This is a genomic window from Chitinibacter sp. GC72 (assembly GCF_009760905.1).
GTDB lineage: Bacteria > Pseudomonadota > Gammaproteobacteria > Burkholderiales > Chitinibacteraceae > Chitinibacter.
This window is the reverse complement of the sequence record NZ_VIRW01000004.1, coordinates 1-26,836: the sequence shown is the minus strand read 5'-3', so window position 1 is coordinate 26,836 and position 26,836 is coordinate 1. Positions and strand designations below refer to the sequence as shown.

At 54.3% G+C, this 26,836-nt stretch carries 27 protein-coding genes; 15 read left to right on the top strand and 12 right to left on the bottom strand.

Features of this window, described 5'->3' with window-relative positions; genetic code table 11:
* Positions 1 to 89: 89 nt before the first annotated feature.
* From FLS37_RS04970 to FLS37_RS04960, 3 genes are read right to left on the bottom strand one after another with little or no spacing between them, the layout of a single operon-like run.
* Positions 90 to 500, bottom strand: coding sequence for a DUF2721 domain-containing protein (locus FLS37_RS04970; protein WP_232522496.1), 411 nt, complete (start codon positions 498 to 500; stop codon positions 90 to 92).
* Positions 490 to 1,263 carry a LytTR family DNA-binding domain-containing protein gene (locus tag FLS37_RS04965; protein ID WP_157314854.1) on the bottom strand — a complete coding sequence of 258 codons (774 nt, stop codon included), beginning with the start codon at positions 1,261 to 1,263 and terminating at the stop codon, positions 490 to 492. The genes FLS37_RS04970 and FLS37_RS04965 overlap by 11 nt, the downstream gene beginning before the upstream one ends.
* Entirely contained in the window at positions 1,232 to 2,260 is a 1,029-nt protein-coding gene (locus FLS37_RS04960) for a sensor histidine kinase (protein ID WP_157314853.1), read from the bottom strand. Before FLS37_RS04960 ends, FLS37_RS04965 begins: the two co-directional genes overlap by 32 nt.
* A gap of 68 nt (positions 2,261 to 2,328) precedes the next feature.
* Here FLS37_RS04960 and FLS37_RS04955 point away from each other — a divergent pair, with 68 nt between their 5' ends.
* Positions 2,329 to 3,828, top strand: a complete 1,500-nt coding sequence (locus FLS37_RS04955; protein WP_157314852.1) for a YifB family Mg chelatase-like AAA ATPase — start codon at positions 2,329 to 2,331, stop codon at positions 3,826 to 3,828.
* Positions 3,829 to 3,841: 13 nt separating this feature from the next.
* Here the strand turns inward: FLS37_RS04955 and FLS37_RS04950 are convergent, their stop codons facing one another.
* The 3 genes from FLS37_RS04950 to FLS37_RS04940 form a co-directional block, all read right to left on the bottom strand.
* A complete protein-coding gene (locus tag FLS37_RS04950) occupies positions 3,842 to 5,899 on the bottom strand; it encodes a bifunctional diguanylate cyclase/phosphodiesterase (RefSeq protein WP_157314851.1) in 2,058 nt (685 codons plus the stop codon).
* Positions 5,896 to 6,810, bottom strand: a complete 915-nt coding sequence (locus tag FLS37_RS04945) for an HDOD domain-containing protein (protein ID WP_157314850.1) — start codon at positions 6,808 to 6,810, stop codon at positions 5,896 to 5,898. The genes FLS37_RS04950 and FLS37_RS04945 overlap by 4 nt, the downstream gene beginning before the upstream one ends.
* Positions 6,811 to 6,988: 178 nt before the next feature.
* Positions 6,989 to 7,912, bottom strand: a complete 924-nt coding sequence (locus FLS37_RS04940; protein ID WP_157314849.1) for a LysR substrate-binding domain-containing protein — start codon at positions 7,910 to 7,912, stop codon at positions 6,989 to 6,991.
* A 207-nt stretch (positions 7,913 to 8,119) separates the two neighbouring features.
* Here FLS37_RS04940 and yfcF point away from each other — a divergent pair, with 207 nt between their 5' ends.
* The 4 genes from yfcF to FLS37_RS04920 are packed head-to-tail and all read left to right on the top strand — an operon-like array spanning position 8,120 to position 10,164.
* Positions 8,120 to 8,749: a glutathione transferase gene (gene yfcF, locus FLS37_RS04935; RefSeq protein WP_157314848.1), complete on the top strand. Its 630-nt coding sequence runs from the start codon at positions 8,120 to 8,122 to the stop codon at positions 8,747 to 8,749.
* 4 nt (positions 8,750 to 8,753) lie between these two features.
* Positions 8,754 to 9,017, top strand: a complete 264-nt coding sequence (locus tag FLS37_RS04930) for a DUF2917 domain-containing protein (RefSeq protein ID WP_157314847.1) — start codon at positions 8,754 to 8,756, stop codon at positions 9,015 to 9,017.
* A complete protein-coding gene (locus tag FLS37_RS04925; protein WP_198314492.1) occupies positions 9,014 to 9,694 on the top strand; it encodes a glutathione S-transferase family protein in 681 nt (226 codons plus the stop codon). The genes FLS37_RS04930 and FLS37_RS04925 overlap by 4 nt, the downstream gene beginning before the upstream one ends.
* Complete coding sequence (locus FLS37_RS04920; RefSeq protein ID WP_157314846.1) at positions 9,691 to 10,164, top strand: DUF3291 domain-containing protein; 474 nt, start codon at positions 9,691 to 9,693, stop codon at positions 10,162 to 10,164. The genes FLS37_RS04925 and FLS37_RS04920 overlap by 4 nt, the downstream gene beginning before the upstream one ends.
* Before the next feature lie 59 nt (positions 10,165 to 10,223).
* Here the strand turns inward: FLS37_RS04920 and FLS37_RS04915 are convergent, their stop codons facing one another.
* Both FLS37_RS04915 and FLS37_RS04910 read right to left on the bottom strand, forming a co-directional pair.
* Positions 10,224 to 12,383, bottom strand: a complete 2,160-nt coding sequence (locus tag FLS37_RS04915; protein WP_157314845.1) for a tetratricopeptide repeat protein — start codon at positions 12,381 to 12,383, stop codon at positions 10,224 to 10,226.
* A gap of 220 nt (positions 12,384 to 12,603) precedes the next feature.
* Positions 12,604 to 16,152, bottom strand: a complete 3,549-nt coding sequence (locus tag FLS37_RS04910; protein ID WP_157314844.1) for a tetratricopeptide repeat protein — start codon at positions 16,150 to 16,152, stop codon at positions 12,604 to 12,606.
* 388 nt (positions 16,153 to 16,540) lie between these two features.
* Between FLS37_RS04910 and parE the strand changes: the two genes are divergently transcribed.
* The 4 genes from parE to FLS37_RS04890 all read left to right on the top strand — a co-directional run bounded on the left by parE (position 16,541) and on the right by FLS37_RS04890 (position 19,925).
* Complete coding sequence (gene parE / locus FLS37_RS04905; protein WP_157314843.1) at positions 16,541 to 18,514, top strand: DNA topoisomerase IV subunit B; 1,974 nt, start codon at positions 16,541 to 16,543, stop codon at positions 18,512 to 18,514.
* A gap of 194 nt (positions 18,515 to 18,708) precedes the next feature.
* Positions 18,709 to 19,284 (top strand): hypothetical protein, encoded by a 576-nt coding sequence (locus FLS37_RS04900; protein WP_157314842.1) that lies wholly within the window; start codon positions 18,709 to 18,711, stop codon positions 19,282 to 19,284.
* Entirely contained in the window at positions 19,281 to 19,685 is a 405-nt protein-coding gene (locus FLS37_RS04895; RefSeq protein ID WP_157314841.1) for a hypothetical protein, read from the top strand. The genes FLS37_RS04900 and FLS37_RS04895 overlap by 4 nt, the downstream gene beginning before the upstream one ends.
* Before the next feature lie 3 nt (positions 19,686 to 19,688).
* Entirely contained in the window at positions 19,689 to 19,925 is a 237-nt protein-coding gene (locus tag FLS37_RS04890) for a DUF6500 family protein (RefSeq protein ID WP_157314840.1), read from the top strand.
* 112 nt (positions 19,926 to 20,037) lie between these two features.
* On the opposite strand, the gene FLS37_RS04885 is transcribed toward FLS37_RS04890, so the two are convergent.
* From FLS37_RS04885 to FLS37_RS04875, 3 genes are all read right to left on the bottom strand, one after another.
* Positions 20,038 to 20,541 carry a DUF1993 family protein gene (locus tag FLS37_RS04885; RefSeq protein ID WP_157314839.1) on the bottom strand — a complete coding sequence of 168 codons (504 nt, stop codon included), beginning with the start codon at positions 20,539 to 20,541 and terminating at the stop codon, positions 20,038 to 20,040.
* A 54-nt stretch (positions 20,542 to 20,595) separates the two neighbouring features.
* The gene (locus FLS37_RS04880; protein WP_157314838.1) at positions 20,596 to 21,174 is read right to left on the bottom strand and encodes a chloramphenicol phosphotransferase CPT family protein; all 579 of its coding nucleotides are present in this window, start codon (positions 21,172 to 21,174) and stop codon (positions 20,596 to 20,598) included.
* A gap of 66 nt (positions 21,175 to 21,240) precedes the next feature.
* Positions 21,241 to 22,119 carry a hydroxymethylpyrimidine/phosphomethylpyrimidine kinase gene (locus FLS37_RS04875; RefSeq protein WP_157314837.1) on the bottom strand — a complete coding sequence of 293 codons (879 nt, stop codon included), beginning with the start codon at positions 22,117 to 22,119 and terminating at the stop codon, positions 21,241 to 21,243.
* Between the two features lie 94 nt (positions 22,120 to 22,213).
* Between FLS37_RS04875 and FLS37_RS04870 the strand changes: the two genes are divergently transcribed.
* The 6 genes from FLS37_RS04870 (at position 22,214) to hemL (ending at position 26,537) form a co-directional block, all read left to right on the top strand.
* A complete protein-coding gene (locus tag FLS37_RS04870; RefSeq protein ID WP_157314836.1) occupies positions 22,214 to 22,378 on the top strand; it encodes a rubredoxin in 165 nt (54 codons plus the stop codon).
* 468 nt (positions 22,379 to 22,846) lie between these two features.
* Entirely contained in the window at positions 22,847 to 23,632 is a 786-nt protein-coding gene (locus FLS37_RS04865) for a M48 family metallopeptidase (protein ID WP_232522495.1), read from the top strand.
* 178 nt (positions 23,633 to 23,810) lie between these two features.
* Complete coding sequence (locus FLS37_RS04860; protein WP_374756831.1) at positions 23,811 to 24,239, top strand: CopD family protein; 429 nt, start codon at positions 23,811 to 23,813, stop codon at positions 24,237 to 24,239.
* Between the two features lie 59 nt (positions 24,240 to 24,298).
* Positions 24,299 to 24,685 (top strand): DVU_2496 family lipoprotein, encoded by a 387-nt coding sequence (locus FLS37_RS04855; RefSeq protein ID WP_157314833.1) that lies wholly within the window; start codon positions 24,299 to 24,301, stop codon positions 24,683 to 24,685.
* On the top strand, positions 24,685 to 25,146 hold the full coding sequence (locus FLS37_RS04850; RefSeq protein WP_157314832.1) for a CYTH domain-containing protein: 462 nt from the start codon (positions 24,685 to 24,687) through the stop codon (positions 25,144 to 25,146). Before FLS37_RS04855 ends, FLS37_RS04850 begins: the two co-directional genes overlap by 1 nt.
* Positions 25,147 to 25,256: 110 nt before the next feature.
* A complete protein-coding gene (gene hemL / locus FLS37_RS04845; protein WP_157314831.1) occupies positions 25,257 to 26,537 on the top strand; it encodes a glutamate-1-semialdehyde 2,1-aminomutase in 1,281 nt (426 codons plus the stop codon).
* 34 nt (positions 26,538 to 26,571) lie between these two features.
* Here hemL and FLS37_RS04840 read toward each other — a convergent pair.
* A partial coding sequence (locus tag FLS37_RS04840) for a transposase (RefSeq protein WP_157314830.1) occupies positions 26,572 to 26,836 on the bottom strand: 265 nt, incomplete at its 5' end.

Below are 26,836 nucleotides of genomic sequence, written 5' to 3'. Positions count from 1 at the left end.
GGCCATGGGTATATCCCCATGGCCTTTTTTCCAATTGCCTTTCTGACCAATACCGCGCAGGGTATCTTGATACTTCAATACCCTGCAGCTCAATGCTGCCGTATCTCGTCTTCAATATCAGCCAGCAAAATTTTCAGCGCGGCATCGGACACCATCACTTCCAGCAGACACAGCACCAGCGAGCCGACCATCAGAATCAGGCTACCGACAAACAGCAGCTGCGCCCAGTCGGCATGCGAGATCGAAACCAGCACCATCGAAACAATACACAGCAACAGACTGCTAATCCCCAGTGCCTGCATATAACGGATTAGCCAGACCCGCATTTTCAGATTATTCAGCTGGCGCAGGATGTTTTCGTGGGGGTTGGCGCGGTGATGTTCGTACAACTGGCGGATGATGCCGGAAATCGCCAGGAAGCGATTGGTATACGCCAGCATCAACAGGGAAATGGCCGGAAACAGCAGGGATGGGGTGTTGATACTGAAATTATCCATCATGGCCTTTCTTGAATTCTTTGATCACGTGTTGCTGACGCCGGCTCACCGGCAAGCGCTCGGGCACATCACGCAGAATCACCACCCAATGCCCATCACTGCCATTAATCGTCGCCCGCTCGAATCCGGCAATACTATCGCGGGAAACCAGACAGTTGCGGTGTATTCGCACAAACTTTGATCCAAATTCATCTTCCAGCTTGGTCAGCGAGTCTTCCAGCAGATATTCCCTGTCGTGCGTACGCAAGGTGATGTACTTTTGCTCCGCTTTCAAAAAGCGCGCTTCGGACACCGGAATCAGGTGGACACGGCCGCGCTCGGACACGCTGAAGTGACTGCGGGCGCCATCATTCACTGGCGCAGCTGCGCTGGCTTCGCCCGGGTTATGCCGCAATTCAAGTACACGCTTTAATGCCGCCAGTAAGCGCTCGGTGCGGATGGGTTTAAGCAGGTAATCAACTGCACGGACATCAAACGCCGCCACGCCATAATCTTCAAATGCCGTCGCAAAAATCACCATCGGTGGACGTGACAGATTCAGCAGCTTGCGGGCTACTTCGATGCCGCTCATTTGCGGCATCTGGATATCCAGAATCACTACGTCGATTTCGTGTTCGGCAATCTGCGGCAAGGCGGTAATGCCATTGGTGGCCGTGCCAACAATGACGTGCGGGCACTCTGGCGCGCAATCCCCGAGCAGGTCTTGCAAGCGCATCAGGGCTGGCAATTCATCATCAACTAAAAACAGGCGCAACGGTTTGTTCATTGTTTAGCTCCCTAAAGGGCAGCACGATATGTACTTGATAATAGTCATTTCCACGCTGAATGCTCAGATTTGCCTCGGCATCGAAATATAACAACAACCTTTCTCTCACATTATCCTGAGCCATGCCATTACCGATTCTCTGTACTGCGTGATTAATCATCGGATTACGAATATCAATATGCACTTCATTGCGTGAGCGGAAGATATTGATCTGAATAATGCCGGTCTCAATGCTGGGCTCAATACCATGGTAGACGGCATTTTCCAGCAATGGCTGCAAAATCAGCGGCGGAATCGATGCCTTGCCCGGCATTTTGTCGACATGCCATTCAACATGCAGTCGCTCTCCCAGCCGGACTTTTTCAATTTCCAGATAGCCCTGCGCCAGCTCGACTTCACGCTGCAAAGTGGACAGTGCCGACTGGTTGCCCATGGCCACGCGGAATAATTCGGACAGATTTTGCAACAGCTGTTCGGCCAGCCGAGGCTGGCTGCGAATTAAAGATAGCACTGCATTGAGGCTATTGAAGAAAAAATGCGGCCGGATACGCGCCTGCAAAGCCAGCAGCCGCGCTTCGGCCAGACGTGGCGACAGCGTCTTGAGCCAGAGCTGGTAGTGCCACATCATAAAGCTGGTCGTCATCAGCGCCAGCAGCTGCATCTGGAGCAAATCGGCCCGCAAGGCATCAAGCATAATGCTGCTAAAAACCTGATAAACCAGCAGCGTCCAGAGCATAACCAGCGCATAGACCAGCATCAGGCTGCGCCGGTAAGGCCAGCGTCGCAGCTGCGGCGCGCACAGCGCCAGCAAAGCCATCACGCCCATCAGCACCGGCTCGACCCAGAATGCCGCATCAGTCAGCCTGAGCGCCCATTCCGACCAGGCATTCATTTCCGCTAATGCATACAGCAGCATGCCCAGATGCACCAACATCAAAGCCCGAAATATGACGCCAAAATTACGAAAATCCGGCATTACTGGTTTGTTCTGTTCCATCTTTCCATTCAATCCTTGCCAAAGCTGCATACACTGTAAATTCAGCATAGCATCGGCAAGGATCAAACATGTCATTGGCAGTGGTGTATTCGCGCGCTTTAGACGGTATGCACGCTCAATTGGTGACGGTTGAAGTGCATCTGGCCAACGGCCTGCCTGCCTTCAATCTGGTCGGGCTAGCCGACACCGAAGTGCGCGAGGCCAGAGAACGGGTGCGTGCGGCCATTCAGGTGGCGGGGTTTGAATTCCCGGCGCGGCGCATTACGGTCAATCTGGCACCGGCCGATTTGCCCAAAGGCGCAGGCCATTACGATCTGGCGATTGCTATCGGAATTCTGGCTGCCAGCGAGCAAATGCCGATTGATCGGCTGACTGAGTTTGAATTTGCTGGCGAGCTGGGCTTGACCGGGCAATTGCGCGCGGTTCGTGGCGGTCTGGCGCTGGCCATTGCCGCCCGGGATGCCCAGCGCACGCTGATTATCAGCCAGTGCAGCAGTACGGAAGCGGCATTGATTAATGATGCCAGCGTACTGGCTGCCGAACATTTACTGCAAGTGTGCCAGCACTTCAGCACACAGCAACACGAATCCCTGACGCCAGCCAGCGCTCCCGAATCACTCCCGCCAGCCAGTTACCCTGATCTGGCCGATGTCAAAGGCCAGCTGGCAGCAAGGCGGGCGCTGGAAATCGCAGCGGCGGGAAATCATTCGCTGCTGCTGATCGGCCCGCCGGGCACTGGCAAATCCATGCTAGCACAACGCCTACCCGGGCTATTGCCGCCGCTGACCGAACACGAAGCACTGGAGGCGGCCACGGTGCAATCACTGGCCGCCAAAGGGTTAGACCCCAGCCGCTTTGGTCAGCGCCCCTTTCGATCGCCGCACCATACCGCATCCAGCGTTGCGCTGGTTGGCGGTGGTAGCGTGCCGCAACCCGGAGAAATCTCGCTGGCGCACCACGGCATCCTGTTTCTTGACGAGCTGCCCGAATACGATCGCAAGGTGCTCGAAGTGCTGCGCGAGCCGCTGGAGAACGGCAAAATCCATATCTCGCGCGCAGCGCATCAGGCGGAATTTCCGGCCCAGTTCCAGCTGGTTGCCGCGATGAATCCCTGCCCGTGCGGCTATCTGGGGCATCCGAAAAAAGCCTGCCGCTGCACGCCCGAACAGGTAGCGCGTTATCGTGGCCGCATCTCGGGGCCGCTGCTGGACCGGATTGATATGGTGGTCGAAGTGGGAGCACTAGCCGATGATGTGCTGCTGAGCCGCGAGACGGGCGAAGCCAGTGCGCCGGTCAGGCAGCGGGTCACTCAGGCGCGCCAGCGTCAGCTGCTGCGCCAGCACAAACACAACGCAGCGCTATTGAGTCAGGCCGTTGACGAGCATTGCCAGCCCGATGCCACAGGCCTGGCCTTGCTGCAAAATGCCGTCAATCGCCTCGGCTGGTCGGCGCGTGCTTATCATCGCGTTTTGCGGGTGGCGCGCACCGTCGCCGATCTGGCGGGCAGTGACTCGATTGGCAGCCAGCATATTGCCGAGGCCATTCAGTACCGGCGCGGGATTGAGTAGCCAGCTGATTGTTTCAGGCGGCTTTGGGTTCAAACAGGATGCGGGTTGGCGGCAGCGCTTCAAATTCATGCACTGGCAACGGCCGGGCCAGATAATAGCCCTGCAATTGATGGCAATCGAGGCTGGCCAGAAACTGGGCCTGCTCTTCGTTTTCAACGCCTTCGGCGATCAGTTGCAGATCCAGATTCTGGGCAATCCCGATAATCGCCCGGACAATTGCTACATTGCTGCTGTTCTGTGGCAGCCCGCGGACAAAGCTCTGGTCGATTTTCAGATAGTCGAGCGGAAACGAGCGCAAATAGCCCAGATTTGAATAGCCCGTGCCAAAATCATCCAGCGCCAGCGTGAATCCGGCCTGATGCAATTGATCCAGAATGGCCGAGATGTCTTCATCGGCCTTCATCAGTAAAGTTTCGGTGATTTCCAGCTCTATCCATTCAGCGGCAATCTGGTACTCAGCCAACACTGCAGTCATTTCAGCCACCAGACGATGGCTAAATTGCCGTGGCGACAAATTGATGGCAATCCGCTCCAGCAGCAGCCCCTGTTGTCGCCATTGCGCCAACTGTCGGCACGCTGCCTTGAAAACCCAGCTACCAATCGCCACGATCAGACCGGTTTCCTCGGCGAATGGGATAAATTCATTTGGCGGCACCAGACCGCGCTGCGGATGCCGCCAGCGGACCAGCGCTTCGGCACCGCAAATCAGCCCGGTTTTGGCGCTGACCTGCGGCTGGTAGTAAAGCTCGAATTCATCGCGTTCCAGCGCATGGTGCAGATCAGTCGACAATTTAAGCCGCGCCAGCGAGCGCTGATTCATTTCGCTGGAGTAAAACAGCGCGGATTGCCGACCCTGTTTGGCTCTGTGCATCGCAATCGCGGCCAGATTGATCAGTTTATCGGCATCGCGGCCATCTTCGGGAAACACGCTCATCCCGATATGCGCCTTGATCACGATTTCTTCCTGCTGGATATAGTAGGGCAGCGCCACAGCGGCCATGATCCGTTCGGCCACAATCGCGGCATCTTCGCGCTGGCGGATATCAAACAGGCCAATGCAGAATTCATCGCCGCCAAAACGTGCCAGCACGTCTTCATCGCGCAGGCAGCTGCGGATGCGCTCGGCGACAACGACCAGAATCTCGTCACCGCCGCGATGCGTAAACGAGTCATTAATCGCCTTGAAACCGGCAATATTAAAACACAGCAATGCGCCACTACTTTGCTGGCGCCGCGCCTCGCTCAGTGCTTGCTCGAGCAAGGAAAACAAATGACTGCGGTTGGGCAAGCGGGTTAGCGTATCAAAATAGGCCAGCCGGAAAATCTGCTCCTCGGCGGCTTTGCGCTCGCTAAGATCAGCCATCACGGCAAAATAATTGAGCAGCGATTTTTCCCGGCCATGCACCGCACTTAAACTGAGCCAGGCGGGGAAAACATCACCATTGCTGCGGCTTAGCCAGAGCTCGCCTTCCCAGTGACCCATGGTTTGCAAATGCGCGTCTATCGTTATTTTGTCTGCACCTTTGCGGCCAATTTCTTCGCGCATAAAACTGGGTACTTTGCCCAACAGCTGGGGCAGCTGATCGCCCATCATGCCCAGATACGCTGGGTTGCATTCGATCAGCCTGGCGTTTTCATCGGTAATCACAATGGCGTCAGGCGTGTGCTTGAACACTGATGCAAGCAGGCGCGAGCGGATCTGGTCGCTGATCTGGTCGCTAATATCATGAATAAAACCCACCATACGCAATGGCCGGCCGGCCTCGTCGCGCACCACATTCAAATGGATCTGCACCCAGAATTCACGGCCATCCTTGTGCCGGCGTTTGACTTCCAGCGTGGTTTCGCCCGCACTGATCACATGGTTGAATAAATCGGCCTCGTCCTCGGTTTCTTCGGCGTACAGCGTCAGCACATGCTGGCCGAGTATTTCGTCGCTACCATAACCGAACAATCGCTCGGCACCGCCGTTCCAGCCGGTGATATAACCTTCCAGATCCAGCGCTATCAGCGAAGCATTGATATCGCCCAGAATACGGATGGCCGGTTCAAGCTCGTTGCCAGGGGTCATCGCTGCAAACCTTCGGCCAGCAGGGCCACCCAGCGATAAGCATCGACCTCGGCTTTCATCCAGCTTTGCTGCTGCAACGGGTGGATAGCCCAGACAGTATCATCGAGGTATGTCTCCATATGGATTGCCTGTGCTAGCGCCTGGCCTAATACCCCCTCTTTATTTAATAAAGCTGCTTTCATGCTATCGCTGAGCGGCAGGCTAGCCAGCAGTTGTGCCAGTGGCTGCTGGAATAACTGGTCAAGCAATGACAGCATGCCCAGCAAAAAGGCCGAATCCGGGCTGGCAGAGAGCCAGCCGTGTTCGGCCCATCCTTCCAGTCGGCGCGCGCGCAGCAGCGCAGCGAGCAATAAAGGCGAGATGCTCCCCGATTCGGCAAACTGTTCGGCATACATCAGCAACTGCACCCAGCGCTGTAGCTGATTGCGTCCCAGCACCGTAATGGCATGGCGAATACTGGCTATTTCCACTCGTGAGCGCATGCCCACCGAGTTCACCAGTTTCAGCAGGCGAAAGGTCAGATCCGGCGCGCGGGAGAACACCAGCTCCAGCTGATCAATCTCGGCATCCGAGGTTACCAGTGCCACCAGCTCGAGCAATTCGGGCTTAGCTGGCGCGCAAACAGCCGGGGCTGCCTGCGTATACCAGCTGCCAAACGCCAGCTGCTGCTCGCCCAGCGCGGCCAGCGCACCGACGTCATTCACGCCCAGCAGCAATTGCTGCTCGTCAAAGGGGCGAAGGGCTTGCGCCGATGCCAGCGCCAGCTGGCTATAGCAGGTCAGGTGGGTGGAAATTGGGAACTCGGCCAGCATACGGTCGAGCTCGGCCAGCTGCTCCTCGGGGCCGCTGGCCAGAATACCTTGCCATTGCCGGGAGTGATGCCAAAGCGGGGAAAGTTGCAGCAGTTGCATGAATTTATCTCACAAGACGTCATACCAAACTAGACTGCGACAAGCTTGGCAGCAAGATTTAAAACGCACCGCAACAACGGCTTATACCTGCTTGCAACACAGGCCCGGAAATAGCACTTTCTTATCCAATCTACCTTAAATACCCAGCACCGTATAAACCCACAGAGCCTATTAAATATTATTCAGCTGAATATACCCCATCAATATACGCCTGCATCTGCTGCTGGCTTTGTGCAGCGCGCTGCGTAATCCACTGCATAAAGTGATGCAGCTTAGCGCTGCCGTCAACGCGTGGCGCCCACACCAGCCAGTAGCGATTGGGATGAGGCGCAATCACATTGCCCACCAGTTGCAGGCGGCCATCGACCAGCTCGTCCAGCACCAGCGACAGCCGCGCCAGCGCTATCCCTTGCCCCAGCCGCACAGCGGTGAGCGCCAGATTATTATCATTGCAAAACAAGCCAAAAGTTGGCGACCAGTCGCCCAGCTGAGCTTCCTTGACCCAGCTGCTCCACTTTTCCAAGGTCCCAATGATTTGCAGCTTTTCCAATCCAGCCAGTTCAGCGAGCGTTTTCGGCAGGTGCGGATAATGGGGGGCGGCCACCACAACCAGATAATCATCAAGCAAATGCTGCGTTTTCAGCCCTTCCCAATCCCCCGCGCCCATGCGGATGGCCAGATCAAGCTGGCCGGTGTGCAGATCGTCAAAGCCCAGGCTGGCGCGAATATCGATGCGGTATTGCGGAAAAAGCGCCTGAAATTCGGGAATCCGTGGAATCAGCCAGCCCAGACCAAACGATGGCATCGTCGTCAGCTTGATTTCATTGGGCTTGGGTCTGGCACGCACCGTGCGCGTCGCCTCGGCCATATCATTGAGCGCCATGCGGATTTGCAGCGCGTAATTGCGCCCGTCTTCGGTCAGCGCCAGCTTGCGCCCGCTGCGCTCGAATAGCGGCAGGCCCAGATAGTCTTCCAGCGCGTGAATCTGGTGGCTAATCGCGCTGTGCGTCACCGACAGCGCATCGGCGGCTTTCACCACGCTGCCCAAGCGGCTAACCGCTTCAAAGGCGCGTAATGCGGGAAGGGGCGGTAAGGGATTCATAATGGCCTTGTGTGAATTTTGTTCACATATTCAGATAGAAAACATCAGCGATCAAAGTGTAATCATTCGATATAGTGAATACAAATGACATACATAAAAGCCAGAAATTTCCACGCAAGGCACAAAGCCGAAGACAGTACATAAACATGTACGGCGAGGCGCAGTAACGACGCGGGGGAATTTTTGCCTTCTGATTAGGAGAGCACCATGCACACTGATTCCTTACACCTTTATGTGGATCAACTCTACACCAGCCCATACGCGATGTCGGTGTTTGTGGCACTCACCGTCAAGCAGCTTCCATTCACGCTGCATACCGTCGATCTGGCTGCTGGCGCACAGCACGCGGCGCAATTTGCGCATGATTCGCTCTCGGCACGCGTTCCCATGCTCCAGCATGGCGATTTCTGTTTAAGCGAATCTTCGGCCATTAGCGAATATCTGGACGAAAACTGGGGTGGAGCGCCGCTATACCCGCGCGATGCCCAGCAAAAAGCCCGCGCCCGGCAGATTCAGGCCTGGCTGCGCAGTGATTTATTGCCGATCCGGTTAGAGCGCTCCACCGAAGTGATTTTCATGCAGCCCAGCGATCAGCCTTTAAGCGCTGCCGCGCAGCAGGCCGCCAGCAAGCTGTTTGCCGCCGCCGGGCAACTGATCGGCGACGAGGGTGGGCCGATTTTTGGCGACTGGTGCATTGCCGATGTGGATTTAGCGCTGATGCTCAATCGTCTGCTGAAAAATGGCGACGCCGTGCCGGAAAAACTCGCCCATTACGCGCAGCAACAATGGGCTCATCCGGCCATCGCCCAGTGGCTACAGTTTCATCAGCGGGGATAAAAGCATGGAACGCTATCTGAAATTGCAGCTGGAACATCACGAATTGCTGCTTGCCCGCCTTGGGCGCGATGCCCAGCTGTGTTGCGACAGCGGCCAGGTCTGGCTGGCGAGCAATCGCCACCCGCAGGATGTGGTGCTGCGGGCGGGCGAACAATACCTACTGGGCGCCGGGCAGATTCTGATCGAGGGGCAGGGCGAGCTGCGCTTTTGTGCCGACGAACTGGATATCCGGCCATATTTCCAAACTTTGCCACACCGGGAGCAATGATGTACCACCTTTATATTGGCTATCAAAACTACTCGTCCTGGTCGCTACGGCCCTGGCTATTGCTCAAGCATTTTAATCTCCCGTTTACGCAAACCGTGGTGTGCGTAGACGGTAAGGGCATCAAAGCCAGCCATCGCGCGTATTCGGATAACGGCCTAGTTCCATGCCTGCACGATCAAAACTTCAGGGTATGGGACTCTATGGCAATCTGTGAATACCTTGCAGAGCAATACCCCGCAATGTGGCCAGCAGACCGCCAAGCCAGGGCACGGGCGCGCAGTATCTGCGCCGAAATGCATTCGGGCTTTGGCGCGCTGCGCAGCCAGCTGCCGATGAATGTGCGCCTGCGCGCCAAAGGCAAAGCCAATACACCGGAAGTTGCCGCCGATCTGGCCCGGATTTTCGCCATTTGGCGCAATGCACGCGAAATGGCCACCAGCAATCAGGTGGCGGGAGATTACCTATTTGGCGAATTCTCGATTGCCGACGCCATGTATTCACCCGTGGTCTGGCGGCTTTACAGCTATGGCGTGCAGCTACCCGATGATATTGCGCGCTATGTTGATACCATGCTGGCACATCCGGCCATGCAGGAATGGGAGCAAGCTGCACAGCAAGAAGACGTTTTTTTATCTTTTGACGAACTGATCGAACAATTTGGCGGAGTTCGCACATGAGTCACTGGCAACTGGCCCAACTGAATATCGGCCGCGCCATCGCGCCGCTGGACAACCCGCTGATGGCGGGCTTTACCGAACAGCTGGATGCCATCAACCAGCTCGCCGAACAAAGCCCTGGCTTTATCTGGCGGCTGCAAAGCGACAGCGGCAATGCCACCGACATCAGCTACGACGCCGATCCGCTGATCATTGCCAATATGTCAGTCTGGGCATCGCTGGAAGACCTGCAGCGCTACGTCTACACCGGCGAGCATCTGGCCTTGCTAAAACAGCGCAAAGCCTGGTTTGGCAACATCGACGGCCCAGCGCTGGTGCTGTGGTGGATACCCGCAGGGCACATCCCCACACTGCTTGAAGCCAAAGCCGCGCTGGAATTGCTGCGGCTCAATGGAAGCACTCAACATGCATTCACTTTCGCGAAGTCTTTCCCGACTTATGAGACACAGCAGCTACACACGGTGATTTAACAGCCGGACACAGTAAAACCATTGTCCAGTTACACGAGATGTATACATAGCCAGCATTATCACGATGCCCAATCCACTCTGATTGCTGGCGGATAACGGAAATCGGCACCGTCGCAATCCTCGAACGAGATATTGGCAAACGCGCTAGAAAGATGGCTTGCCCGTTGATGCATGGCCTTAGCAGCTTCGAACTCTCCGAGTTTGTAGTGCGCCAGTCCTGCCAGCCAGTGATACACATCCGCACCCTGCCAATAGGGAGATAACTCGACAGAGCGCACCAAATCATCACGCGCCTGCACCAACTCGCCACGCTTAAGATACGCCTCACCGCGCACGCGAAAGCTCAACCTGCGAGCTTTCAAACTATCCTCACCTTGACTATGACTGATCGAAGCATCCGCCACCTTAATGGCCTCGTCCCAACGCGCCAAGCGCAATAGGCACAGCGCCAGCGTATTTGCGGCATCGCTATGTAGATAACGCAGTTTTTTCGGCATTAGCGCCACGGCACGTTCAGCATACGGAATGGCCTGTTCTAAGGCATTTGCCCAATACAATGCATCCGCCGCCCCGATCCAGGCCAACTGGTAATTGGGTGCGACCCCAATAGCCGCCTTGAAATGTTCGAAGGCTTGCTGGTACTGTCCTTGCTGAAGTGAAGTACGTCCCTGATTCATCAGCGGCAGGCAATCTGCATCAAAACCGTCAATGAAGATTGATTTTCCCGCGGCCATACACGACTCCCAAGCCTCAAGATTCCACGTTTGCGTATCCGACCATTTCGCATCCGGGCCGTAACTGAGCTCCACACGTTGTGCCATCAGGTCATCGTGCCAGTAAAACCAGCGCGGGTTGTCCGGCACTTCAAAGTCATTGTCGCTACACATCATGTGCAAGATCGCATCTTTGTTTAGCGAGATTTCGCGCCAGTCGTGAAACCAGAACAGCGCATGAGGCGTCTTAACCTGACCCTGAAAGCCGCTGTGTAGAGTCTCGTCGTCCTCTCCCAAAAACGCTGCATAGTAGCGCGCAATCAAGCTACCGCCGATGACTGGTGGATAGCTGGGCGTGATCTGCACACCATCGCAGACCAGATCACCGAGCACATACGCCAAGCCTTCGTAATAACCGCCGGGCAGCGTGCTGCCGGAGTATTCCAGATTGCCCAGCACGACCAACGAGAGTGCCTCGCCTTCATGTTCTGCGCACAAGGCTCTCCATTCATCACGATTTAGCCGCGCATCGCCGTCGAAGAATACGCAAAGCGATTCCATATCACGCTCGCTCTCGTAGTATTCGTCATCGCCACGACGAGCCAAAAACTGTAGCCGATCAAGCTCGGCTAGCGGCTGAAAAGCGGGGTTAGTCCAAACCTCACTTAATGAGACGATCTGGTGATCGGCAATTGTTTTGCTGTGCACAAAAGTGTGCGGGTGCTGCATCGGCTGGAATACACAGGCCTGATTCATCGGCGGCAAGCAGAGCGGATCAAAGCCTTCGTTAAAGATGGATTCACCCGCCACCATGCAGTGACTTATTGCCACCAGATCCCAGCTCTGCGCATCCGCGACACCGCAAATCAGTTCCTTGCGTAGCGCCTTCACGTCATCACGCCAGTCAAACCAGTATTGATGATCTGGCTCTTCAAAATCACTTTGCTCATGCCGGAGATGCAGCACTGCTTCTAGGTTGAGCGTGATATCGCGCCAATCATGAAAGCAGAAAAAAGCGTGCGGCGTATTCACTTGGCCCTGAAAGCCTTTGCGCCGCACAGAATGTTCATCAGCCAAAAAGGCCACATAGTGCCGCGCCGTGAGACAGCCACCGATGACAGGTGGTCTAGCAGAGGAAATCCACACGCTATCGCAACATACATCGCCGTTGGTAAAAATCGGCGCGTGATCAGTACAAAGCAGGTGGCCTCCAGAGAATTCCAGATGCCCCATCACCACCAGCGCCAGCTTACCTCCGTGCTTGGCACGCAAGTGCTGCCATTCCTCGCTACTTAGTTTGGTATGTCCGCAGAAAAATGCGCAGGGCAAGCTCATATCGCGTGCTCTGGCGTAGGCCTCTTCATCTTCTTCGCCACAAAAGGCATAAAACTGCGCACGATCCTTCTCCAGAACGATTCGAAACAGGAGGCCCAAATCAATGAAAATGTCGCCCAGCGACATAATTTGGTGGTCTTCAACAGTCAAAAAATCCGCAGCGAGAGTCATGCCGTTGCCTTGTATTCAATATTTAAAACAATAATTTGATTTGGCTTTCTATATAGGTATTGCCACATACGTTAATAAAAATAAAACCTACAGAGCAATACCCTATTAAAATCTAACGATAGATTGGAAATTTCCACTCAACTCGGATCACTGCCTGCATCCAGTCATAACGAAGGGCTATATGAGCTGAGTGGGCATGGGATGGTGGCCAAGCGAGCCCTCAACTCGGTGCTATCGCCTCATCCTCCAATGCGGCCAGTGCCGCCAGCACGCGCGGGTCGCTGATCTCGCCGCGTGCCTTGGGCTTGAGCGCGGCCAGGCGTTTGACGATGCGCTGGGCGGCGGCGAGGTGGCGGGCCGGGTCGAGTTCGGCGGCGCGCAGCAGGACGCGTGCGGCGGTTTCCAGGAAGGGGTCGGTGACCGATTTATCCTCGATGGGCGCGTGCTCCAGTGCGGCATTGGCGTAGTTCACAGCCAGTTCGATCTCGGCCGGGTCGTCCGAATCGGCCAGCGTCCAAGCCAGGGTATTGCTGGCGGCTCGGCGGGCTGCGCGCAGGATGTTGTCAGCCTCCAGGTAAGGCCAGGGGAGGACATTGGCCAGCCGATCCAGAATTTCGCGGCACAGGCGCTGGTTCTCGTCGAATAAGGCCAGCTCGTAGGTAATGAAGCGCAAATGGTCGAGCACAAAAGCCCATAGATGCGGATCGGGGTGTTGGGCGACTTCCAGCAGTGCTCTGGCCTGCAGCGTGAACTCAAGCGCCTCGGCGTAGTTGCCGTCCTGAATGGCTTGCCCGGCGGCACCAAGATAAGCCTCGTAGTGCTGCAGCGAGAATTCCACTGCATCATGCACTTCGCTGCGCGAGAAGTGTTCAAGCAGCTCGTGATACGGCTGGTCCATTGTTGCCATGACGCCTCGCATGGCGTCCAGCTGGCCCTGCTGCTTGTAAACCCAGGCTTTGTAGAGACGGGCATCGTTCACGTCTTCGTCATTAAAATCCTCGGCTTGCCCGCGTGGTTTTTTGCTGCCGAATACGCTCGACAGCAGCCCCGGTTTGTCCGTGGTGTTCTGGCCGCGGGCAATGACGGTATCAAAATCTGCCAATGCCTGATCCACGAGCCCTAGCGTGAATGCCCCCAAGCCGCGGCGGCAGAGCATGCGCCCCACGCTCATGTTGTTTCTGCGACTATTGTTTTTCGCACTCGCACCGAGCAAGGTGTCGTACACCGCGTATTCCTGCGCCAGCGGGATGAAGGCCGCGTTTTCTGCATTGTGCAACAGGGCGGTGATGCAGCTATTCTGGTCGCGCAGCGCCAGCGGCACATGGCGGAAATATCCGCCCTTGTCCCGGGAATGCTCGGCGGCCAGCTGGCAGACCCGCTCACTGCGCAGAGGAAGTGGCACATCATGCAGCCTATCGGGATGGGCCCTGGCGAAATGCTCGGCCATTTTCTGCGTGATAAAGGTGCGCGGAATGCTGCCAAGATGAATGGGGTCACGGGCAAACGCCGCGTCGGCAATCTGCTGCGTGTACTTGTCGGCCGGAATCTCGAAAGGAGAGAGGTGGTCGCCATCGTTATTGATCTCGGCCAGGATGAGTTCTTCATCCCAAAATACTGCCCAGCAATCCTCGGCACAGTCTTGCCCGTGGCCGAGCTTGCGAAAATCTCGCCCATGTCGGGTGATCAGCTGCGCCCAGAGTGCGGGATCTGGGCATTGTGTCTGCGCATGCTCAAACACCGTTTCATCGACCAGCTTGCCGGGCAAGTGCTGAATCAGCCCGAAATTGATAGCCAGTGCCCTGCAGATCATGTCCGGCTTGAGATAGCGCTGTGGGATGCGATTGCTGATCCACCATTGACTATCTGCCCAAGCCAGCGCGGTAAGATAAAAAGTCTCGTCCTTGAATTTGCCGGGGACGGTTTCAATGGCGCGAACTTCATGCCGCACGGCATGCAGGCACAGCGCATGATCGAGCCATTCGGCTGGCAGTGAATTGGGCGGCACACCTCGCTCGACGAGCTTGTAGCACAGCTCGGAATCAAGCAGTTCCGAAGACACCAGCGCCAGATCGAAAGCGCCTTGCGTGGCCTGCAATAGCAAGGTTTTACTGATCAAGCGGGGCGGAATATAGCTGAGATTACGTGCGCTGCACTCAATCAAGCGAGTGGCAACAGTGGCGTCAAATGCGTCTGCGGGGAAATGTTTGGCGACCCAGATGTCGGTGTCGCCGTGGCTGGCCTTGGGGCAGTGCCTTATGGCTGCCAGGCAAAATTCCGGCGTAAGGAATTCCGCAGGAATGGCGCGGAAGCATTTTTCACTGTCAAACGCCTGCGCCTGCAGATAGCGCAGCCAGTAATCCGTATCGCGTACTTCTTCCGGCTGCTCGGCCAGTGTTTGCGACTCCCAATCGACCCGCGTCGGACGCGCATAATAAAAATCGGAGCCGCGCAGTTCTTCATATTCCTCATATTCGTAACTGCGCTCGGCAAACTCGCCGGAGCGCTGCCGTAGCGTTTCGGCGGCGTCATGGCTGCCCAGCTGGTAATGCGCCAGGCCAGCCAGCCAGTGGCAGAGGGTGCCGAAGTAGGACATTTCGGAAGCCTGGAGCAGATCGAGCCTTGCCGGCTCCAGATCTCCGCGCCGCAGGAATGCTTCGCCGCGCACACGAAACAATACGCGACAGGTTTCCAGATTGCCTTTTTCATGTTTCTGGCAGTCCTCAATCGAAGTCGTGGCCACGGCAATCGCCGCATCCCACTGTCCAAGTCGCAGCAGGGACAGCCCCAGAATAACGCTGGCTTCGTTGTTGACATGGCGCAGCTGTGTGGGCAGCAAGGCCACAGCACGTTGTGCGTAGGGGATGGCCTGTTCCAGCGCATTGGCTTTGTAAAGCGCATCCGCCGCGCCAAGCCAGGCGGGCTGGTAATCTGCTGCCAGCGCGATGGCGGCCTTGCAGTGCAGGAAGGCTTCCTTGCATTGCTGATGCTTGAGGTGGCTGCGAGCCTGGGTCAGCAAGGGTAGGCAGGCGGGGTCAAAGCCTTCGATATATACCGATTCCTTAGCCGCCATGCGGCTCGATAGCGCACTGAAATACCAGGTCTGCTGGGTATTCCCCCAGGCGGAAGGCGCCCAGAACAATGTGGGGTGCAAAGCCAGCAGATCGTCATGGCCGAAAAACCAGCGCGGCGAATCAGGCTCGACAAAATCGCTGCAACCGCACTGAATGTGCAGCACCGTATCGTCGTTCAGTGTGATGTTGCGCCAGTCGTGATACCAGAAAAAGGCATGTGGCGTGTCCACCCGGCCTTGAAATCCGCGATGGATTGCTTCGTCATCCCGGCCAAAGAAGGCTGCGTAGTGCCGTGCCGTCAGATTGCCGCCGATGGTCGGCTGCTCGGTTGGGGAAATTGCCACGCCATCGCACTGTACATCACCGGTTACCCAGGTCTGACCACTGTAATAGCCATTCGGCAGGGGGCCGCCGTGGAAGTCCAGATTGCCAATGACTACCAGCCAGAGCGATTCATCATTTGCCTTGCACAGCACTTCCCACTCGTCGCGGCTCAGACTTGCATCGCCATCGAAGAAGATACAGCGCCGTGCCATTTCTAACTTGCATTCGTACACATCATCTTCATCGTCATATTCATCATCCCCGTAGTACTCGGTTAAAAACCGCGTCCGTTCGGCCTGGCGTAATTTCTCGAACGCAGCGGTATGCCAAATATCGCCAAGCTGGATGATCTGGTGGTCTGTAATGGTGAGCATTTCTTAAATTCGCAAAAGTCAGATAAAAAACAGTTTATAGTAAGTAAAAACCCCAATCCAGACCGGAGTAATAAATGACAACTTATATTGCTCTAGGTCCTTGCACGATAATATCTACAGAGATACGCCTAGCTATGACATAGACGGAGTGGTACGAGGATGCTTCATCAACGAGGTATGAACATGTAAATCAATCCAGAAATGCTTCGCATCAATATACCCATGCTAAAAAGTTGTTGATTTTAGCTTTCCGCTGCACATTGCGAGGCCAATGAAAGGTGAAAGTAAATCGGCATTTCTCTTTCAACTTCAAAAGAAACACAATCTCCAGCTAACGCTTTCTCTGCTAGACTTAGCCGCAATTCATCATCTGGTTTCACGTGAAACAATGGCAGCTCCTAAATACGACGAATCGTCGGTCAAGGTCTTAAAAGGCCTTGACCCTGTCCGCCACCGTCCGGGCATGTACACCCGCACCGATAATCCACTGCATATTTGCCAGGAAGTCATCGACAATGCTGCCGATGAAGCACTCGGCGGCTACGCCACGCAGATCGAGGTGACGCTGTACCGCAATCAATCCATGCGCGTCATCGACAATGGCCGCGGCATTCCGGTGGGTTTACACCCAGAAGAGGGCGTACCAACCGTCCAAGTCGTTTTCACACAGTTGCACGCTGGCGGTAAATTCGACAAGAAGGACGGTGGCGCGTACGCGTTCTCCGGCGGTTTGCACGGAGTTGGCGTTTCGGTGACCAATGCCTTGGCAACGCGCCTTGAAGTTGAAGTGCGCCGTGAAGGCCAGATCAATCAACTGGTGTTTGCCGGCGGCGAAGTGATTTCACCGCTGACCGTATTGGGAACCACCACAAAGAAAGACACCGGCACGCGCGTGTTTGTGCAACCTGATGCGCAGTATTTTGATAGCCCAACGATTCCACAAGCCGAACTCGAACACCTACTCAAATCCAAAGCCGTCTTGTTACCCGGCTTGGTGGTGATTTTGAATGTCGAGCAAGCGAACGGTGAATTGCTCGAAAAACGCTGGTGCTACCCCGATGGTCTGCAGGGCTATCTGAACGAGCAAGTAGCGGGCTACACGCAAATCGTGCCGATTTTGCAGGGCGAGAAATACATTGAAGGCGAAGACGACACCTTCAGCCGCGGCGAAGGCTGCGCGTGGGCGCTAACGTGGACCGAAGATGGCCTCGTCAACCGCGAATCGTACGTCAATCTAATTCCAACACCAGCGGGCGGTACGCACGAAAGCGGCCTGCGCGATGGCGTATTCCAAGTCGTCAAAACCTTTATCGATTTTCACAATCTGCTACCCAAGGGCGTCAAACTGCTGCCGGAAGACTTATTCAGTCGCTGCTCATTTGTCCTCTCCGCCAAAGTGCTCGACCCGCAATTCCAAGGCCAAACCAAAGACAAACTGACCAGCCGCGATGGCCTGAAACTCGTCTCGGCGATGGTGCGCGCGCCGTTTGAACTGTGGCTGAACGAGCACGTTGATCTCGGTAAAAAACTGGCTGAGTTGGCGATTCGCGCCGCACAATCGCGGCAGAAAAACGCGCAGAAAGTCGAAAAGAAAAAATCGTCCGGCGTCGCCGTATTACCGGGCAAGCTAACCGATTGCGCATCGGACGAAACCGAACGCTGCGAATTATTCCTCGTCGAAGGTGATTCGGCCGGCGGCTCGGCCAAGCTCGGCCGGGATAAAGACTTCCAAGCCATTTTGCCGCTACGCGGTAAAGTGCTGAACACGTGGGAAGTCGATAAAGACCAGATTTTCGCCAATAACGAAGTGCACGACATGGCCGTCGCGATCGGCGTCGACCCGCACACACTCGACAGCACCGTTGATTTATCCGGCCTGCGCTACGGCAAAGTGATCATCATGTCCGACGCGGACGTCGATGGCTCGCACATTCAGGTGCTGCTACTCACGCTGTTTTACCGCCATTTCCCACAGCTGATCATGAATGGCCATATCTACGTTGCGCAGCCGCCGCTCTACCGCGTTGACGTGGCGGGCAGTGGCAAAGCCAAGCCGCCGCGTAAATTCTACGCACTGGATGAGGGCGAGTTGACCGCGATTCTGGATAAACTGCGTGCTGAGAAAATCCGCGAAGGCGCGTGGAGCATTTCGCGCTTCAAGGGTCTCGGGGAAATGAACGCCGAACAATTGTTCGACACCACCATGAACCCCGACACCCGCCGCGTCATGCGCGTGTCGATTCCTCAGGACGTCAGCGCCAATACGCGTGATTTGATGAATATGCTGATGGGCAAGGGAGAAGCGAGTAGCCGCCGCGCATGGCTGGAAGCGCGGGGGAATGAGGTGGAAGCGGATTTGTAATACTTATGCAGGGTATTGCCATACAGTAATTAGTTTGATTGAACTTGATGGCAATACCCAAAAACACACTTCAAAGAAAATCAAGTCATACTCAGTACATCATTGCCACATCGATGTGAAACGCAGCCTCAAAAGCTGCTATCAACTTAATTTTGAGTTACGATTGCTTTTTAAAATTGTAATGAAAAATAGAAATGGCTATCTATCGCTGCAACAAATGCGGGCATCTTGAAGAACTACAAGATCTTTACATCGGCACTAACGCAAATTGCACGGCTTGTGCTACTCCAACACCGGTGTATGCCACGACTAAATTTGTTCAGCATTTACTCGCTAAATATTTCTCCGCAAACAAAGAAATTTCTGTTCTAAAACAAGCCTTATCAGAACAAGAAGAAGACACACCTACTGAGAATGAAAATCTTGAGGTAAGAAATACAAGAGAACTTGCGACCGCAAGCCAGCATGAACCAATCGCAAAATGGTTAGCGCAATTTCAAGTTAAGCCTGACTTCGATTTTTCAGCAGTCGACACCAGCGGCTTTTTTGATGAAGGAGCAGAAATCTTGGGGGAGCACTACCCAATGATGAGAGAAGTCCTTGATCGAGTGAAATTCAATCAGCGTAAAGGCTATGACTCCGTCTTTTTCGAGCTTGCAGAACGTAGCCAGAAAGAGGCACAACTGTTCAATGAATTGTGTCGCAAGTTGTATGGCTATTCATTCTTTTCACGATACAACTACAACAAACAAGAAAAAAACTGCGTTTGAACCTGCAAAGCGCCCCTGCAATTAAAAGCTTTTTTAATGGCGAGTGGCTTGAGTGGCATGCAATGATGCAATCGCTCAAAATCATCCAGCAAAAGAAACGTGCATTCTCCATCGCCCGCAGCATGAAGGTTCAATTTGCCAACGAAGATCTACATGAGTTTGATGTATTCATACTGGCTAATGGCAATTTACCTATCTGTATTGAATGTAAATCAGGCGAATTTAGAGAAAGTATTGCGAAATACACCCGCTTGAAAAAACGCCTGAATCTTCCAGCTTCACGTTTTATCTTATGTGTCGCAGGGCTAAATGCAGAAGAAGAACTAGGTTTGAGTAGCATGCATGACCTAACGTTTGTCTCAGAAAGCAGCTTGGTCAAACATTTAGCGACGGTTTTATAATCCGTGCGACCCACACTCCAACAAAAAATCCTCGCCGTCTGCGAGCAGAAAATCGCGCTGAAAGGCGAGGGCGTAGGTTTGTCGTTTTATGCTTTTTTCGCCAATAAAAACGACGATCCTGAGTTGCTGATGGAAGCGGCGACATGGTGGATACAGACGCACAAGCTGGATCATTTTGAGAAAGCACTGAAAATCAGGCACATGGTGCTGGCCGAACAAAGCCAGGGTATAGCTCTCTAGCCTAGATAGGCAAAATGCTACACGCATATACCAAAACCCCCGTAATGGGGGTTTTGTTTTGAGCTGCGTTCCTGGCCAAACGTATTTCTGCCGATTGGCTGATCCGCCACAATCAGCCAATCGGCCCCAGATAATCGTTTTTACCCAGCTCGACGCCGTTGCTGCGCAGCAGTGCGTAGGCGGTGGTGAGATGGAAATAGAGATTCGGGGCAACAAAGGATTGCAGGTAGAAATCGGCCTTCATCGGTTTGTCCGGCATATACGACAGCGTGATGATTTTGCTGTCGGCTTGCGCAAAATCGTCGGGCGGGATGCTGTTGATAAATTCGAGAGTGGCGGCGATGCGGTTTTTGAGTTCGGCCAGCGTCTTTTCGCTGTCGTCGTGTTTGGGCGCGGTATTGCCCGATAGGCGCGCAACGCCGAATTTGGCCGTGTCACAGGCAATCTGGATTTGCTTGACCAGCGGCAGCATATCGGGGGCAAGGCGCAGACCCAGCATGGTTTCGTCGCTGACTTTCTTGCTCAGCGCAAAATCGGCGGCTTTATCAAGCAGGTGCGCCAGCTGCGTGAGCGCGCGGGTGTAAACAGGGACGGTGAGTTGGTAATAACTGAACATGGCAGGCTCCGAGGTGGGCGATAATTCGCGTGAATTCCCCACTAGCATTGGCGCTTAGCCCAGCATATTCAAGTGCGCCAGCGTATCGATTGCGCCATTCAAGATACATCCATCCTGTATATGCTTGTAGATCAATTTGGCGTTATCTTCTGGCGATATACCCTCGGTATTAATTTCCAGATCGTAGCTGAGTTCCTGATGCACGCGAGTCAGCTCCCAGGCGGCCAGCCCGGCGGGACGATTACTCCGCAGCTGCTCGCGGCGGTTTAATTCGGCTAAATCGCAGTGCACCCCGACCAGCAGAACACGATAGCCAGCCAGCTCGGTCAGTAGCTCGCGCTTCTCGGCGCGCTCGCACCAGGCATTGTCGATCATCAGCTGGCAGCCTGCCTGCAGCAAACCGGGCAGGGCGTAATGATAGGCGCGCACCAGCTGCGCAAAATCATGCCCACTACGCTGTACCGCTGCGCCACTTTGCAGCTGGGCCAGATCGCTGCACGGCAGGCCATCAAGCAGCGTATCAAGGCTGAAATTAAGAAACTGCTGCGGCAGCAATTCCTGCAAGGCGCGCGCAATGCTGGTTTTACCCGCACTGCTGCAGCCGTTCAAAATAATGACTTGGGGTAGGGACATCACTCTTTCCAGCAGCGGCCATCAGCAAGCGCACTGCGCTTCAATCCGGCTCAGACTCAATATGATTTATTGCACCGATTTGGGCTCGGCATCATCGGTGGCGTCAAACTCGATCACCGTTGGCGGTATTTCATCGGCCGGTGGGCGGGCCCAGAATAGCCGGTCGGGAATCATTTGGCCCATGCCGGGGCGATAGCCGTTGGAAATGGCCTGGAAGGTGTATTCCTGCGCTTCCTGCATGGCGGTGGCCACATCGGCACCATTGGCCAGCGCGCCAGCCAGCGCCGAAGCCAGCGTGGCACCCGCGCCATGGAAGCTGCCGGGCAGGCGTTCCCAGTTATCGCTGCGCACACGGCCTAGCGTGCTGTACAGGGTGTTGACGACTTTGGGCGTTTTTTCATGCGTGCCGGCAATCAGCACATACTCGCAACCGCATTGCAAAATGCGCTGGGCGGCGGCGTCCAGTGGCAGATCTTCTTGCTCTTCCGGATCATCCGAACCCAGCTTGCGGGCATCATCGCTATTGCAGCTAACCAGAAAGCTATGCGGCAGCAATAGCTCGCGCATGGCGCTATACAGGTCTTCATCGGCCAGCTCTTCGCCACGGCCCATACTGAATACCGGCTCCAGAATCAGCGGAATATCCGGGTAATCCGAAGCGATTTCGGCAATGACGGCCAAGTTTTCCACCGTGCCCACCATGCCCACCTTGATGGCGTCGATTTTGATGTCTTCCAGGATAAAGCGTGCCTGCTCATCCAGAAACTCGCTATCGACAGACTGAAAGCTTTGTACCCCTGCAGTATCCTGCACCGTCATCGCAGTGACCACCGGCAAGCTGTGGCAGCCCAGCGAGGCCAGCGTCAGTACATCGGCCATCAGGCCAGCGCCACCCGATGGGTCGTTGGCGGCAAAAACCAGTACAGTCGGCGGAGTGGAAATCATAAGTGGAAATAGCCCAGAATAAGTTTAAAATCCGAGGGCGCTGTTTCTAGCCCCAGAACCCGAATTCTAAACCACTCTGTATAGGTTTACGCTGATGAAAAAATATATGTGCCTGATTTGTGCGTTTATCTACGACGAAGCCGAAGGCCGTCCCGAAGACGATATTCCCGCTGGCACGCGCTGGGAAGACGTTCCCCCGAACTGGACCTGTCCTGATTGCGGCGCACGTAAAGATGATTTTGACATGATAGAGATCTGATCAGCCCTGTTGCCATGGGATTTAACCGGGCTCAGGTTTTTTCTGCTTAATCAGCATGATGGCGTGAATTGATTATCTTGACCAATCCTTCAGCCATCATTCATGCATAGACCTTGAAGGCCAGCCAAGCACACGATCGCATACAGGGTCTATGTGCTGAATCACAATGTTGTATGGATAACTTTCCCGATCAATACCGCTCATTTTTTTCGTTATTTGTCAGTTTAAAATCAGTACAATAGGTTTTTTCAAACCGGAAAGCCAACTGGCTCTGCCTATGCAGTTATCGCTACTGCTAGGTGTGCAGGATGTTTGGATTGGTTTGAATTACCAATATTTCTTGAATTTAGAAGGTCAATAATGAAAGTTACTGTACTGATTACAGCACTCAGCTTGTCTCTGCTTGCAGGTTGTCAGCAAGTCAACACAACCCAGGGTGGCGCCATTGGCGCTAATCGCAAGCAAAATATGAGTACTTTGCTTCCTAGCGAGCAAGTCGAAAAAATGGCTGCAGCAGCATATAGCGAAACAATTGATGAAGCGCGCCAGAGACGCGTATTGCTGCCAGCAAATCACCCGACCAGCGTACGGGTGAAAAAAATTGCCAATAAACTCATACCGCACACTAGTGTATTCCGCCCGGAAGCGGTGAACTGGAAATGGGAAGTTAATGTCGAGCAAAATGACCAGCTCAATGCCTACTGCATGGCAGGCGGCAAGATCATGTTTTTTACCGGCATTATTGAGCAGCTCAAACTGAGCGACGATGAAATTGCCCAGATTATGGGGCATGAAATCAGCCACGCCCTGCGCGAGCATAGCCGCGAGCGCATGAGCGAGGAATACAACAAGCAAATGGGGATGCGCGGTATTTCTTTTGCAGCATCGATCCTGAGTGGTGGTAAATATTCAGGTTTAACGGATACGGCATTAGGCGTAGGCAGTCAGGCTTATGATCTGGCACTGGCACTGCCCAATAGCCGCACCCATGAATCAGAAGCCGATGTAATGGGCTTGGAACTCGCTGCCCGGGCTGGTTATAACCCACAAGCTTCGGTAACACTATGGCAAAAGATGGCTGCAGCCAGCAAGGGTTCAACGCCAGAATTTTTGTCAACTCACCCGGCCAGCCAGACCCGGATTGCCGAATTGCAATCCAAAATCCCGCTAGTCCAGCCTCTGTATGAGGCAACACAAAAGTCTGCACCAGCAGCAGCTCCAGCCAAAAAAAGCGGCAAAAAGAAAAAGCGCTGATTTCAACTGAATTCAATATCAGTTCAGTTTGATGCCCACCACGCATGTAGCGAAACTCCCTTAAAAACAAGCGTGGTGGACATCAGCATCAAAGACAACTGACACCACATGCGGTATGGTTTTACGTTTTGGCGCTGCCAGATACAGTGCAGCTCTCTCACCCAATCGTTGGAATCAAATCATCATGCTGTGGGTTAAAGCGTTTCACCTAGTTTTTGTGATTAGCTGGTTTGCCGGGCTGTTTTATTTGCCACGGCTGTTTGTCAATCAGGCCATGGCCACCGAGCCAGCTGAAATCGCACGGCTCAATTTAATGGCAGGCAAACTTTACCGCTTTATGACGCCAATTGCCGCACTGGCACTGATTTTTGGCATCTGGACTTGGGCTTATTACGATTTTTACAGCGGGCCGGGCTGGGTGTGGATGCACATCAAACTCACACTTGTAGCGTTCTTAATTGCTTATCACGCCTGGTGTGGCAAAATCTATCGCGATTTTGCCGCAGGCAACAATACCCGCAGCCATGTCTGGTACCGGGTATTTAACGAAGTACCCGTGCTGGTGCTGATTGCCGTGGTGATTCTGGTTATCGTCAAACCTTTTTAATCGCCGTGTTGCGTGCACAGGCCTTGATTGACTTCACTTGATATGAACTTGAGAACCCTATGAAAACCATCATTCTGGCCGCAAGCTTCGCGGCACTCTTGTCGGCCTGTGGCGAGCCCAAAGCCCAGTGCGGCGTATATGCCATTGGCCCCAATCAGATCAAGGAATTTCTCAAAGAAAACAAAGCCGAACCCGCACCGGGCCGCACCGAAAAAGCCAAGCTGCCCGCCGATTTTCCAGCGCAATTGCTCGATAAAGACGGCTATTACCGTGGCATGCAGGTTTTTTGCAAAATCGACGAGGCTAAAGCGGCCATCAGCAGCCAAGGACACCAAGATTGGGGCGTCTACGAGCTCAATACCGAATGGGATAAAGGCGTGTATCTGGCCGATGATCAGGCCTATCACTTGAAGGATGTCACAATCATCAAGCAGGCCGTTGAATAATGGCGATTGAAATCGAAAGAAAATTCCTGCTCAGAAATGGCAATTGGCGGGATCTGGTTTCCAGCAGTACACGCATTGCACAAGGCTATCTGAATGCCGAACCGGCACGTACCGTTCGTGTGCGTGTTAAGGGCGAAGCCGGTTTTTTAACCATCAAAGGCAAGAACGACGGGATTAGCCGCCTGGAATTTGAATACCCCATTCCCGCTAGCGACGCGCTGGACATGCTTAAGCTCTGCCCGAATGTGCTCGATAAAACCCGGCATTTGGTCGCAATCGATGGATACACCTTTGAAATCGACGAATTCCACGGCGCAAACAGCGGCCTGATTGTGGCTGAAATCGAGCTGAGCAGCGAAACAGAGGCTTTCCCGCAGCCCGCTTGGCTGGGTGAAGAAGTCTCGGGAGATGCGCGATATTACAATAGTGCGCTGTCGGAAAAACCTTTTTCAAGCTGGTAAAATATCAATATCACAGGGTCAGCAGCGCTGACCCTGATTCATTTATAGGGGTATATTAATGCAGAGCTCATTAATATTGACCTACCAAGCTATACAATCCAGAGGTATCTATGACAACTCGCAATGAACAACTCTTTGCCGCAGCACAGCAACACATCCCTGGCGGTGTGAATTCGCCAGTACGCGCTTTTGGTTCAGTTGGTGGCACGCCGCGTTTTTTCAAAAAAGGCGAGGGCGCATATGTTTGGGATGCCGACGGTAAAAAGTATATTGATTACGTTGGCTCTTGGGGCCCACTGATTCTGGGCCACGCGCATCCAGCAGTGATCGAGGCGGTAACGCGCACCGCACAAAACGGCATGAGCTTTGGCGCGCCGACCGAAGGCGAAATCGACATCGCTGACCTGCTATGCCAAATGTTGCCCTCAATGCAGCAAGTGCGCTTAGTGTCGAGCGGCACCGAAGCGACGATGAGTGCGATTCGCCTTGCCCGTGGCTTTACTGGCCGCGATAAATTGATCAAATTCGAAGGCTGCTACCACGGCCACGCCGACAGCCTGCTGGTTAAAGCCGGCTCGGGTTTGCTTACTTTTGGCAACCCCTCATCAGCCGGTGTACCCGCTGCGGTCGCGGCTGACACGATTGTTCTGCCATACAACGACGTCGCCGCGCTCGAAGCCGTATTTGCCGAGCAAGGCGACAAAATCGCCGCACTAATCGTCGAGCCGATCGCCGGCAATATGAATTTGGTGCAGCCAAGCAAAGAATTCGTCGCCGCTATGCGCAAATTAACGCAAGACCATGGCGCAGTGCTGATTTACGATGAAGTGATGACGGGGTTTCGCGTTGGACTGCAATGCGCACAAGGCCTGCATGGCATTACCCCCGATTTAACTTGTTTGGGTAAAGTGGTTGGCGGTGGTTTGCCACTGGCGGCATTTGGTGGCCGCGCCGACATCATGGCCAAGCTCGCGCCGCTCGGTCCTGTTTATCAAGCCGGCACTTTATCGGGCAACCCACTCGCTGTCGCCGCTGGTATGGCGACCTTGCAGGAAATCAGCAAACCCGGGTTTTTTGAAGCACTCAGCGCCAAAACCAAGGCTTTTACCGACGGACTGAACGCGATTGGCCAAGCTTTGCCCGCAGAAAAACGGATCACCGCCCAATCAGTCGGCGGCATGTTCGGTATTTACTGCAGCCCAAACATCCCACACAGCTACAACGACGTCATGAACAGCGACCGCAGCCGTTTCAACGCCTTCTTCCACGCCATGCTGGCCGAAGGCGTCTACCTGGCACCATCGGCGTTTGAAGCCGGATTTGTCAGTGTAGCGCACAGTATTACCGATATTGAAAATACCCTCTCAGCCATGCAAACGCGTTTGGAATAAAATCTAAACGCCAACAAATAACAAAGGTAAGTAGTTACTCATAACTGATATTAAATTTAGAACCGAAGCCGGATAAAAGGGTGTGGACTTCTTCGACCAATTTATCCTTGCTCCACGACTTGAAGCTACGCCAAAAATGCTTGGCGTGTTTCCACACGATCTCGATCAAATTGAGCTCAGGGCTATACGCTGGCAAGTACATCACCACAAAACGATGATCCACCAACCAACGATTGACCACCTCTTCATCAAAATGGTGATGCACTGTCGCGTTATCCATCACCAACACCGTTAACCGC